We start from the raw sequence: 12,166 nt of genomic DNA, 5'->3' as shown, positions 1-12,166 counted from the left end.
GCACCTTCCACAGTAATTTTTGAACCATAGCTCCGCTCCAAAGTATAGGTTAAGGAAACTGCATTCCCTTCTTTATCTACTATGGAAATATGGGTGGTTTGCGGACTTTCATATTTTAAATGAGCACCTGAAAAATTAGCTGAATCACTCACTGAAGCTCTATTGGGCTCAATGGTTTCCCGCAACCTGTCAGCATAATCTTTTGAAGTAATCTTCTCCACAGGCATACCGGGATTAAAGTTTGGATCCCCAAGATGCAAAGCCCTGTCTGAAAATGCCCGTCTCATAGCTTCCGTTTGAACATGAAGGGAAGCAGCCGAATTATGTCCCATTTCCTTAATATCAAAACCTTCAATAATATTGAGCATTTCTATAAGCGCAACTCCACCGGAACTTGGTGGCGGCATAGCCACAATTTCATAGCCACGATAAATTCCTGTTACCGGCTCCAGTTCTTCGGCTTCATAACGGGCCAGATCTTCTTTGGTAATCAGTCCGCCGTGCTTTTTCATGTAGTCCGCGATGAGCTGCGCGGTTTTCCCTTTATAAAAACCATCGGCGCCATTCTTTTGGATTCGCTTAAGGGTTTCAGCTAAATCGGGTTGTTTCCAGGTTTCGCCCGGCTCATAGATCTCTTCCCCGTTCTTCAGGAAAGCCTTTGCCGTAGCTTTATAAAGATCTTCATCTTTATGGTCTTTCGCCCAATTCAGAAACCAGTTCATATTATATGTAGATGGAAATCCTTCTTCAGCGAGTCTCACGGCGGGAGCTACAAGCTCTTCCCAGGGCAGATTTCCCATTTTTTGATGAGCTTTATATAATCCGGCCACAGTACCCGGCACTCCCACTGAGAGCAATCCTTCGTGATTGGAATTATCTTTCACTTTTCCGTCTTCCCCTAGAAACATATCTGCCGATGCTGCTAAAGGCGCCTTTTCCCTGAAGTTAAAAGTAGTTTTATGTCCGTCATTTCCGTAGTAAACCAGAAAGCCGCCACCACCAATATTCCCAGCCGAGGGCAAGGTAACCGCCAGGGCAAAAGCAGTAGCCACACTGGCATCTACAGCGTTCCCACCCTGTTCGAGAATATCACTCCCAACCTGTGAAGCAAGATGATGGCTGGTGACCACCATCCCATTTTCAGCACGAACGGGAATACGGCCACTTTGTGCGAAAAAACTGAAATTAATACCAAGGGCCAGGAACAAACATACCAGCCCCCGTAGATTTTTTTTGATCATAATCAGGGCATTTAGATTTTAAGAATGGTAAACCTAATTAAAAAGCTTGTATGAAACAATAGAGAAGGATGCTCCCGGGTAATTTAAACTGCCGACATGTCCAGTTTAAAAACCTCTCCAAAGAATATAAAAGTTTCCCGGGCTTTTTGAGCTGCCATATTCTTTTCTTCTTCTGAAAATTCTGAATTACGCAGGCGCTTCAAAAATATGTTCCAACCTTCCATCGATTGTCTTTTGGGAGTGAAAAAATGAGGTTTTCCTGTCTCCTGCAGGTTTTGACAATTCGGTAGCTCCTTTGCTATTTGCATTCCGCCAAGGGCCGAACCTTCTAGCACGTAAGTTGCGCCAATAGCTTCCGTCCTATTTTTAATTTTAAAACGGTTTTGAAAGTCTGCTAAGACTGAAGTATCAACCTTCAGGGCGTCGAGATCTATTTTTAATCGCAGGGATTTATCAGATTCCCAGTTGTCCAGGTGTTGACTTATCTGTTCTTCGGTAATTTTGTAGGCTATATAATTCTGAAGCAAAAGGAGTTTATATTCATCAAGACTGATCTCGTGGGACATGATTTTAGAAGCAAGATTATCCTGTTCTATTTCATCATGTAATTGTTTAGTCGCTTCTCTAAGTCTTTCTAGCATCGTCATTTCCTGATTTGTAATTTTCAATATCCTTTCTGATCTTGTCTATATTTCCCTGTTGCTCCCGGTTATCATCATGAAGTTCGTCAAGGTAATTATAAATCTGGTTTACGGCAATCTTATTTTTCCTTATTCGCTCCCTAAGATCGTCACGGGCCACTATATTGTAAACTATTTTCTTGAGAAGTGGCTTTAACTTTTCATCAAGGCTGTTCATATGTTTCTTCAGGATAAATCCTGTGGCTTTGGCAAGAATGGTATGTGCCGCCAGATCTTCGTCTTCTATAGTCCCAGTAATAAAAATGAAGGGCATTTCAGGGTCTATGGATCTCGTAAGCTCCAGAACCTCAAAACCATCACAGCTGGGGAGATTGTAATCTGAAATCACCACATCGGGTACAAAATACAAGAGTTTATTTTCACAACCGGCGAGATCGTCCACCACCTCAAAATGAGGCTTCTCTACAATTTCACCTACTTGCTCTTTGATGAGCTCAATATCCGATGTTTGGCTATTAATCAGTAATATGTGTAACGGGATACTTATCATTTATAGTAATATGGAGAATAATGGGGCAAGTAATGATTGATTCATTTTCTGATCTATTGTCCTCTAAGCTTTTATCTTGAAGTAAAAGTTGCTTCCCACGCCCACCTGGGAATCTACCCAGATATTTCCCTCATGAAGCTCGATAATTTTTTTAACGTGTGCCAAACCAACTCCGGTACCGTCCTTCTGGGAATCCTCTACTCTATTGAAAATAGTGAAGATAGTTTTTTGATCTTCCTCTGAAATTCCTACTCCATTATCTACTATGGAAAAGACATAAAATTTGCCTTCTTTAAATGCTGAAATCCTTATCTCGGGATTTCGATCTTTTGGAGTGTACTTGATCGCATTCCCAATAAGGTTCTGGAACAATAAACGCAACTCAATTTCGTAGGCCTCCAGCTTTGGTAATTTACCAATATGGATTTTTGCTTTGGTATCTTTAATACTTTTTCCCAGGTCGTATTTTACAACCTCAACTAATTCCTGAATATTTACCAGCTTCTTCTCGCCGTTTCTTCCAATGCGAGAATGTTCCAGCAGGGCTTTTATCTGTTCTGCAAGCCTGGTGGAAGCATCTTTGATATAAGACAGATAATTCTGACCTTTTTCATCGAGATTTTCAAAATATATCTTCCCTAACACATCACTCCCAAACTTAATTGTAGATAGAGGCTCCTGAAGATCGTGGGAACATATGGAAACAAATTGCTCCAGGTCGTAATTAGCCCGCTCGAGATCGGCTTTTTGTCGTTTAAGCTTTTCTTCCGCCTTTTTCTGTGCAGAGATATCTACGCAGGTATACCTGATAGCTGTAATTTTATTTTCTTCATCCTTTTCGGCAGTAGCACTTAAAATAACAGGTAAGGTTTCCCCTGTTTTTTTGAGCATATCCTGTTCGATATTTTTCAACTCTCCGGTTTCCTGAAATTCCTTATTGGATTTTAGGGCTTTTATTTGAGCTTCTTCCTCATAGAGATCAAAAACCAATTTTCCGATAAGTTCATCCTTGGAATCATACCCCAGTTCCTGAACCGCCGTATTATTACATTGTAAGATAATTGAACTCTGAGGATCTACACTAATATGCAATACAGGATCTTCTTCGTAAAAGGTTTTAAAGCGTTTTTCGCTGGCAATGAGTTTATCTCTGGATTTCTGAACACTACTAATATCGATAAAGGTGATCACTACCCCGCTAATGTTTTCTTTAGAATCAATATAAGGGGAGATACGTCTTAGATAGTGATAGCCACTTTTGGTGATCACATGTTTTTCAAGAATCTTTCCGGTCTTTAAAACCTGTTTACATCTGGGAATAAGGTTATTCTTTCCCATACTGTCAGTAAAATGAACTATGGGTCTACCTTCATCAGAATTAATAAGGTTAAAATGTGCCTTAATTGCGGGAGTAAACTTCCTGATTTTCAATTCGGTATCAAGGAAGATCGTACCTATTTGGGTGCTTTCCAAAAGGTTATTCATATCGGCATTTAAAGCGGCCAGGTCTTCTACCTTCTGAAGGTTTTCAGCATTAACGGTGTTTATTTCCTCATTTACACTTTGTAATTCTTCGTTGGTACTTTGCAGTTCCTCATTACTGGCCAGCAGTTCTTCATTAGCGGCCTGCAATTCTTCATTACTGGTTTCAATTTCTTCTACTGAAGCATTTAACTCCTCCTTGGTGTATTTCAACTCTTCCTCGAGGCTGGATACATACTCTTTCGTACGGTTGGTTAGCGTGATTTTGTCTAACTCCTCCAGATCTCCTTCAAAGATTTCCTTTTCTATAAAGGTGACGATATAATTAATGTTATTCTCCAGCTTTTTAACCGAAAATGGTTTTATAAAAATATCCACAGATTTTTTCTCCCCGTTCTCCTCGAAGACTGCGCCGGGATATTTCATTTTTTTATTTTCAGATTTCGCTTTTTTCAGCGTGGTCTGTAAAATAAACTTAAAATCGCCATCCAGCATATCTAACAGGTTAATAGAGAATCCTGTTGACGGCATGTGGGCATATTTTCTGAATTCACCTAAAGCATGCAGTACATTATAATCGGAATCAAGGAGCACAGAAGCTCCCCCGAAACTTTCCATAATACCTTCAGTTAATTCATCCTGAAGTCTTGTTTTTACGGGATTAACATGATTTCTAGCGACAGTTCGCTCCTTGGGATTGTTGGTTTTAACCCCACTTAAACTGGTAGGTTCAGAAATATCAGATTTCAAACGTTTACTGGGACGAAGGTTCTTATAAATTTTAGCTGCCCTGTCTATTACACTAAAATTGTCTTTTTGATTGTATACACTTTCACTGGTCCCTAAAACCAGGATGCCATTTTTAACCAGGGAATAATGAAGCATGTTCAAGGCCTTGTTCTGGATTCCCGGCTGAAAGTAAATGAGCAAATTTCGGCAGATAGCCATATCCATGTTGCTAAAAGGCGGATTCTTAATGATATTGTGCCTTGAAAACACAACCATACGACGTAATTTATCGATTATGCGATACCCGTTGGCCTTACTAACGAAATATTTCAGAAGTAAATCATTGTCCACATCGGCTACAATGCTTTCGGGATAGAAACCTCTGCTGCCTATTCTAAGGTGTTTTTCAGAAATATCGGTAGCAAAGATCTTTAACTCTATTTTTTTATTTTGTTTTTCTATCTCCTCGTTGATGATCATGGCAAAGGAGTAAGCTTCCTCTCCACTACTACAACCTACATCCCAAACCTTGAGAACCTCACCGTCAGTTTTAGAAGCAACCAGTTCGGGAATTACCTCATCACGTAAAACTTTCCAAACATTTTCATCTCTAAAAAATTTGGTTACCCCTATTAAAAACTCCCGGTAAAGGATTTCAACTTCCTGCGGGTTATTCTCCAGAAAGGAATGATAATCTGAAAGCGAGTTACATTTACACACATTAACCCTTCGGGATATGCGACGCACCAAAGTTGCCTTTTTATATTCCCTGAAATCAAGTCCGGTATTTTCATCTACAAAGTGAAGGATACTGTCCAGAATATTTTCATCCACTGAAATATCTCCATTTTTAAAATGAAGAATTGAAGGTGCCGAAATAAAGTTTTTTAGCTCTTCTCCCATTTCCTCTACCGAAAGTACGTAATCTACCAACCCGGTGTTAATGGCACTTTGGGGCATTCCATCAAATTTAGCTTCTTCAGGATCCTGGACCATGATCATCCCATCGTTTTCCTTGATTGCCCGAATTCCGCGCGTTCCATCGCTTCCGGTACCGCTTAAAATTACCCCTATGGCCTTCTCTTTTTTAATTTTTGCCAGGGATTCAAAAAAAATGTCGATAGGCAGGTTAAGGCTTTGATCTTTGGGTTTATCAACCAAATGGAGCCGGTTATTCTCCAAAACAAGATTATTAACCGGCGGGATGAGATATATATGTCCCTGGCGAATTTGCAGGCTGTCTGAAATTTCAACGATAGGAAGGTTGGTGTTTTTTCTTAACAGTTCTCCCATCATACTTTTATAATCTGGAGATAAATGTTGCACCACTACATAAGCGTTCTTATCTGTTTCTGAAATATTATCGAAAAAAGACTTAAGTGCTTCTAATCCCCCTGCACTGGCTCCAATAGCAATAATTCTTGGATCTTCTTTTTCTTGATTTGGTGGTGAAACAGTGGTTTGCGCGGCAAGATTAGATTTGGTCATCTTTTATAAAACGAAAATATAAATTGATTGAAAGCAGACTAAAAAATCAAAATTAGCAGATAAAATTAAAAAATAAGACCTCATTTCCCACGATTCCTAACGTTTTTTAACTTTTTTACAACAAATTCTATCTGAAATTAAAATACTTAAACCTGAATTTCCTTCCATATTCTCAAATATGCAACCGGTTTATTCAATTTTTTTCAAAAAATATGATCTTTTTAAATTTTATTAAGATTTATTCTAATGGCCATAAAAAAGTAAGTTTTCCTATTTTCTTACATGACGGACATCATTTTACCTTTGACACTTTTATTGTAAATTTAGACAGCAAAGTTAATATATGGAGGGCAACTATAACTTTAAGGAAAACTTTTCGGCTTTTTTTATAGAGATTGGGGAGTTAACATTATTTGCCGGCAGATTTTTCCAGCAATTATTTTCGCGACCGTTTGAATTCAGGGAATTTCTACGGCAGAGTTATAATATGGGGAATAAATCTATGCTGCTGGTTGGGGTGACAGGATTCATTCTGGGGCTTGTTTTTACGCTCCAGTCAAGACCAACTTTAATGGAGTTTGGTGCCGTTTCCTGGATGCCCTCTATGATTAGTATTTCTATTGTTCGGGAAATAGGCCCTGTAATGATAGCGCTCATCCTGGCAGGTCGAATTGGATCGGGTATAGGAGCCGAGTTGGGCTCTATGCGAGTAACAGAGCAAATAGACGCTATGGAAGTATCGGGGACTAACCCTTTTAAATACCTTGTGGTCACCCGAATTCTTGCTACAACCCTTATGGTTCCCCTCCTGGTTATTCTAGGTGATTTTATCGCCTTATTAGGATCTGCTCTCGTTGAGAATTTAAAAGGAAGTGTTTCTTTCACGCTTTATTTCAACCAGGTTTTTAATACGTTGAAATTCAGCGACCTTTTTCCGGCTACTATAAAGACTTTCTTTTTTGGTTTTGCCATAGGACTCGTGGGCTGTTTTAAAGGTTACAACAGCAAGAAAGGAACGGCAGGAGTTGGGAAAGCATCCAATTCGGCAGTTGTATTTACTTCAATGTTGTTGTTTATAATAGATTTTATAGCCGTTTTTATAACTGATATATTTCAATCCTAAGCCCTGTGAAAAAAGATACTCAACAAACGGTAATTAATATTCAGGATCTACACAAGAGCTTTGGGGAAAACCATGTCCTCAACGGCTTTAGCTTAAAATTGTTTGAGGGAGAAAACCTGGTGATGATGGGGAAATCCGGCTCAGGAAAATCGGTGATGATCAAGTGCCTGGTTGGTTTAATGGAACCCGATAGCGGAAAAGTGGAAGTTCTGGGGAAGGAAATCTCCAGCCTTAAACGCCCTGAAATGGATGAATTGCGGGCCGAGATTGGCTTTTTATTCCAGGGAAGTGCCCTCTATGACTCTATGACGGTTAGGGAAAACCTGGAATTTCCGCTAAGAAGACATACCCATAAATTCGATCTTGATAACACCGATGAACTGGTTCTGGAAGCTCTTAAAAATGTTGGGTTACCACAAACCATAGATATGATGCCCGAAGAACTCTCAGGGGGGATGCAGCGCAGAGTAGCCCTGGCAAGAGCGCTAATTTTAAAACCTAAGATCATTTTATATGATGAACCCACCACCGGGCTGGACCCAATAACCGCAAAAGAGATTATCCTGCTGATACTCGATATTCAGAAGAAATATAAAACCTCCTCCCTTATCATTACTCACGATGTAGACAGTGCGAGGGTTATTTCTAACAGGATGATACTTTTACTGGATGGTGTTAATTATGCCGAAGGAACTTTTGAAGAACTATCGGCTTCCAAGGATCCAAAAATTAAGGCATTTTTTAAATAAATAGAATTATGAAAAATCAATCATCAAAATATTTTCGACTAGGCATCTTTGTTATTGCAGGCATTATTGTTTTTACCCTGGCAGTATTTTACATTGGAAATCGCCAACATCTGTTTGGTGATAGCCTAACCGTAAGCTCGGTTTTTAAAAATGTGAATGGTTTGCAGGCCGGGAATAATGTTAGGTTTGCTGGCCTGGATGTAGGTACTGTAAAAAATATTGTCATGCAAAACGATACCAGCATTACCGTAAATATGTTGCTGGATATGAAAACTGCTAAAAAAATTCATAAAGATGCGATGGCTACTATTAATTCAGATGGTCTGGTAGGTAGTATGGTAGTAAATATCATTCCCGGTGAAGGCCCCAGGGCTGCCGTACTGGAGGATGGAGACACCATAGAATCGATTAGCCAAATAGCAACTGCCGATATGCTTTCTACCCTTAACCAAACCAATGAAAATGCGGCGATGCTCACCTCCGATCTTTTAAAGATAACCAATTCCATTAATGAGGGAGAAGGAATTATGGGAGCACTGCTAAACGACGAGGAGATGGCAAATGATCTTAAACACAGTATAGGCAACTTGAGGCAAACCACAAGATCAGCAATTAGCAGTATTAACCGGCTCAACAGTTTGCTATCTGAGGTTAATTTTGATGAAAATCTGGCGGGACTCATATTTAACGATAGTTTAACCGCCCAAAAATTTGAAACCACCCTCTCCAACCTCGATTCCTCTTCAGTTGAAGTTAAGAAAATAACCAATGATATAAGTGCTTTTTCATCAGAAATAAAGACTGGAAAAGGGGTCATCAATTTTATGCTAACAGATACTTCTTTTGTAAACCATCTTGACAGTAGCCTTCAGAATATAGAGGAGGCCACCCATAAATTCGATCAGAATATGGAGGCTCTCAAGCATAGCATCTTTTTCCGGGGTTACTTCCGCAGATTGGAAAGGCAAAAAGCGAGGGAGGCCGAAGCCAACGAACCTTAAATGGGTTTAGCTGAGGAATATCATTATTTATGTAAATATCTGGTCTTAAATTTATTGTAAACTTATTTTAAGATGAAAAAGATTGTTTACACCACCGATTTTTCTGAAAATTCAGTAGGCGCATTAAAATATGCCGTAGCTCTGAGCGAAATTTTTAACACCGATGTGATCGCATTACATGTTGCCAGCTCTTCAGAAATAAATAGTACCAGGAAAAATTCTGAAAAGGAAGGCAGGAAGGCTTTAAAAACTAAGCTTACAGAATTCTGCAGTGAACATCTGGAAGAAGACCTTTCAGATTTAAACCTTACGGTTGCGGTTATTGTAGCGTCTTCAGTTACGAAAGGGATACTGGACTTCACCCGGGACATGGAAATAAGGATGCTAATTATGGGCGCTTGTGGCTCGGGCAATTTCAAAGACTTTTTCCTGGGAAGCTCAACCAAGGATATGCTGGAGCTTTCCCCCTATCCGCTATTGGCTGTACCCCCAAATTATGTGTTCACCGAACTTACAAACGTGGTTTACACTACAGATTTTGAGCAGGAAGATATTCTTAATATCAAGGAAGTATTAGCTCTGTTGAATCCGGTAAAGCCTAATTTAATAATTCTACACGTGAGCGACCAGGATGAGACAATGACGAGAAATTTACTGGAATGGTTTAAGAAAAACCTCAGCGAAATAGTGGATTATCCACAAATTGAGTTTAAGGTTGTTTTCTCAGATCATATTTTAAAGTCCCTTAAAGAAAACCTGGAGACTTTGGATGTAGATATGGTAGTTATGCTGGAGCGTCAACCCAACTCCCAGAAAAGCAGCTTGCTCCACAGAGACCTGGTTAAACGTATGCAGTCTTGTATAGAAGTACCGCTTTTAAGTTTCAATGAGAAGTTTTAAACTTTGCTAGAATGAAAATTGAACATCTTGAAGAAAGAGTTACCGAATACAAGAATTCCATCTATACGGTAGTGAACAAACGAATTCAATGGGAAACTGAAATAAAAAATCTCATCAAAAATGTGCTAAGCCAGGCTGAAGTAAAATATGAAATAGGCTGGAAAGTACAACAGCTTAGTTGGATACACACCAACGAAGCAATAAACATTACCTTCAATTCTTTTCCTCCTGAATTGATTGAAAAAACAAATCAAATCCCTACTTATCAGTTTTTACAGGGTGGTGCCCTCGTTTTTTCCCAGCTTTACAATGGAGATATTGAAATCTTCATAGTATTTCCGCTTCCTGAAAACTGGCTCCCTGCAGAGAACGAAGTGATAGATTTGGGAACCTTCTCACCGGCTGTAATTTCAGAAAAACTGGTTGTCGAAAAAATTGATGAATTTCTGAAAGAGATGATAAAATGGGAGGTGCCGATTCCTAAAAGCAAGGTAGGCTTTAAGAGTCCTGGCCTTTAGATATTCTCCATGCGCCAGCGTTTTAGCTCAGGAAGTTTTCGAATAATCTGCTGGGCTTCTTCCAGGGTGATCCCATTATGCATTTCGGCCATTTCCAAAAGCTCAATCTCCAGCTGATGCAAAGTTAAGTGGTGATTGGTAAATTTCCCGTCTCTGAAGCAATTTATGCAATAATCTTTGTTAAAAGATTGATCCCGATTTGTCCCACGGGTTTCAATAGTAAAAGGCATTCCGCAACTTTGGCAAGTATCCGGGATCATTTTTTATTGTTTTAAAAGAGATTTTAATTTAGAAAGCAGAATTACCTCAGATTTATTTTTGCCGGCAAAAGAAGCTGCAATCGAATCGGCAGTTTTCCAAACCAATTGCTTTACCTGCGGAGTAAATAAAGACGGATGCTCCTTATAATATTCTTCAAATTCTGAGAATGCTGTTCCAGGTTCAGGTTCATTTTCCTCCAGCCAGTCAAAAATGATCTCAATCTGGTAAGCCGCATCGGTACCAAATTCATCCTTAAAATCATCTATTTTCAGCCATTGCTTCTCTACTGTTTTCTTAAGAGTTTCTACTTCCTGATCCCGAACCACCTTATCGGCCGCAGCCACAGCATAAAACAATTTTCCTAAATGAACATAAAAATCATCGGCGGTAAAACTATGGGTATCTTTTGCCATTTTTCTTAGGTGTTTATTCAACCTAAATTTACAAAAAGCTTTCGATTCAGGTGATGCTATTATTAAAAATAATTCTATATAAGCTTCCGGAAAAATCAATGAATTTACGGGGAAGGATTTAATTTTAAAATGATAAATATCAGTACTGGTCTAAGTTTCCGAAGGTAGGAAAGCAAAAAACGGATTCATCTTAATTATAAGTTTAGCTTCAACGACAGGACATAGTCTTCAAAAATTTTGAATTTTGGGAAAACTTTAAAACAAATTCTCTGTATATTTATGTTCAGGTTTTTGTTTAGATAATTTTAAAACCTACTGATCCCCACTTGTTCTCGCCCCCTGAGTATTAAGTTAGTCACCTGAATAAATTTTTTTGTGATGAAAAAAATCCTAATAATAGAAGACGATAAGATCCTTCTGGAAAATACAAGGGAGTTACTGGCCTTGGAAAACTATCGTGTTTTCACTGCTGAAAATGGTAGAGAAGGACTGGAAACGGCAAAAAGGATTTATCCAGATCTTATAATTAGCGATATTTTAATGCCGGTGATGGACGGTTATGAACTGCTTAAAAGTTTATATAAAAACAGAGCAACCCGGGATATTCCTTTTATTTTCTTATCGGCTAAAGCAGAGGCTGAAGATATTAGAGTGGGAATGAATATGGGAGCCGATGATTATCTTACCAAACCTTTCCATGAAAAAGATCTTCTTCGGGCAGTAAGGACAAGGCTTAATAAACATGAAACTTTAAAACGGAAAAAAGCTGAAATTCCCGATACCTTTCCAATTAACACCCTGGACGAATTGAAAGCTTATTTTGAGCGCACAGGTGAAAGTTTGGAAATTGAGAAAAATGCCGAGGTTTATCGCGAAGCTAAAAATGCAAACTATATCTATCTTATTAAATATGGTTTAATAAAAACTCACCGAATGGATGAGTATGGCAAAGAGCTCATTACCGGCTTGTATAAAAACTCAGATATTTTTGGAGCATATTATTTTATGGATACCTCTTTCTACCCTGAAACCGCCACGGCATTAGAAAACAGTTATTTTTACAGAGTTTC

The 12,166-nt window shown here is 38.9% G+C and carries 12 protein-coding genes; 6 read left to right on the top strand and 6 right to left on the bottom strand.

The annotated features are described in order from the left end of the window. The 4 genes from ggt to ACESK1_RS05220 all read right to left on the bottom strand — a co-directional run. On the bottom strand, window positions 1-1,241 hold a 1,241-nt coding region (ggt, locus tag ACESK1_RS05235; protein ID WP_372918627.1), incomplete at its 3' end, for a gamma-glutamyltransferase. Between the two features lie 83 nt (window positions 1,242-1,324). Continuing rightward, complete coding sequence (locus ACESK1_RS05230) at window positions 1,325-1,888, bottom strand: biliverdin-producing heme oxygenase (protein WP_372918625.1); 564 nt, start codon at window positions 1,886-1,888, stop codon at window positions 1,325-1,327. Beyond that, window positions 1,866-2,432: a response regulator gene (locus tag ACESK1_RS05225; protein ID WP_372918623.1), complete on the bottom strand. Its 567-nt coding sequence runs from the start codon at window positions 2,430-2,432 to the stop codon at window positions 1,866-1,868. The genes ACESK1_RS05230 and ACESK1_RS05225 overlap by 23 nt, the downstream gene beginning before the upstream one ends. Window positions 2,433-2,495: 63 nt before the next feature. Then, the gene (locus ACESK1_RS05220; RefSeq protein ID WP_372918621.1) at window positions 2,496-6,131 is read right to left on the bottom strand and encodes a chemotaxis protein CheB; all 3,636 of its coding nucleotides are present in this window, start codon (window positions 6,129-6,131) and stop codon (window positions 2,496-2,498) included. A 343-nt stretch (window positions 6,132-6,474) separates the two neighbouring features. Between ACESK1_RS05220 and ACESK1_RS05215 the strand changes: the two genes are divergently transcribed. The 5 genes from ACESK1_RS05215 (at window position 6,475) to ACESK1_RS05195 (ending at window position 10,422) form a co-directional block, all read left to right on the top strand. Then, window positions 6,475-7,254: an MlaE family ABC transporter permease gene (locus tag ACESK1_RS05215; RefSeq protein ID WP_372918619.1), complete on the top strand. Its 780-nt coding sequence runs from the start codon at window positions 6,475-6,477 to the stop codon at window positions 7,252-7,254. Between the two features lie 5 nt (window positions 7,255-7,259). After that, the gene (locus tag ACESK1_RS05210) at window positions 7,260-8,003 is read left to right on the top strand and encodes an ABC transporter ATP-binding protein (RefSeq protein WP_372918617.1); all 744 of its coding nucleotides are present in this window, start codon (window positions 7,260-7,262) and stop codon (window positions 8,001-8,003) included. 8 nt (window positions 8,004-8,011) lie between these two features. Beyond that, entirely contained in the window at window positions 8,012-9,004 is a 993-nt protein-coding gene (locus tag ACESK1_RS05205) for an MlaD family protein (protein WP_372918615.1), read from the top strand. Window positions 9,005-9,076: 72 nt separating this feature from the next. Further along, complete coding sequence (locus ACESK1_RS05200) at window positions 9,077-9,904, top strand: universal stress protein (RefSeq protein ID WP_372918613.1); 828 nt, start codon at window positions 9,077-9,079, stop codon at window positions 9,902-9,904. 11 nt (window positions 9,905-9,915) lie between these two features. After that, window positions 9,916-10,422, top strand: a complete 507-nt coding sequence (locus tag ACESK1_RS05195) for a hypothetical protein (RefSeq protein ID WP_372918610.1) — start codon at window positions 9,916-9,918, stop codon at window positions 10,420-10,422. Here ACESK1_RS05195 and ACESK1_RS05190 read toward each other — a convergent pair. Together ACESK1_RS05190 and ACESK1_RS05185 are read right to left on the bottom strand one after the other, a co-directional pair. Continuing rightward, complete coding sequence (locus ACESK1_RS05190; protein WP_372918608.1) at window positions 10,419-10,682, bottom strand: zinc ribbon domain-containing protein; 264 nt, start codon at window positions 10,680-10,682, stop codon at window positions 10,419-10,421. The genes ACESK1_RS05195 and ACESK1_RS05190 overlap by 4 nt on opposite strands. 3 nt (window positions 10,683-10,685) lie before the next feature. Then, the gene (locus ACESK1_RS05185) at window positions 10,686-11,096 is read right to left on the bottom strand and encodes a hypothetical protein (RefSeq protein ID WP_372918606.1); all 411 of its coding nucleotides are present in this window, start codon (window positions 11,094-11,096) and stop codon (window positions 10,686-10,688) included. Between the two features lie 378 nt (window positions 11,097-11,474). Here ACESK1_RS05185 and ACESK1_RS05180 point away from each other — a divergent pair. Next, window positions 11,475-12,166 (top strand): response regulator (locus ACESK1_RS05180; protein ID WP_372918604.1); only part of this gene is annotated, 692 nt, incomplete at its 3' end.

The organism is Salegentibacter sp., from assembly GCF_041642575.1.
Lineage (GTDB): Bacteria > Bacteroidota > Bacteroidia > Flavobacteriales > Flavobacteriaceae > Salegentibacter.
The sequence above is the reverse complement of the archived record's forward strand: the minus strand, read 5'-3'. Positions and strand labels throughout refer to the sequence as shown.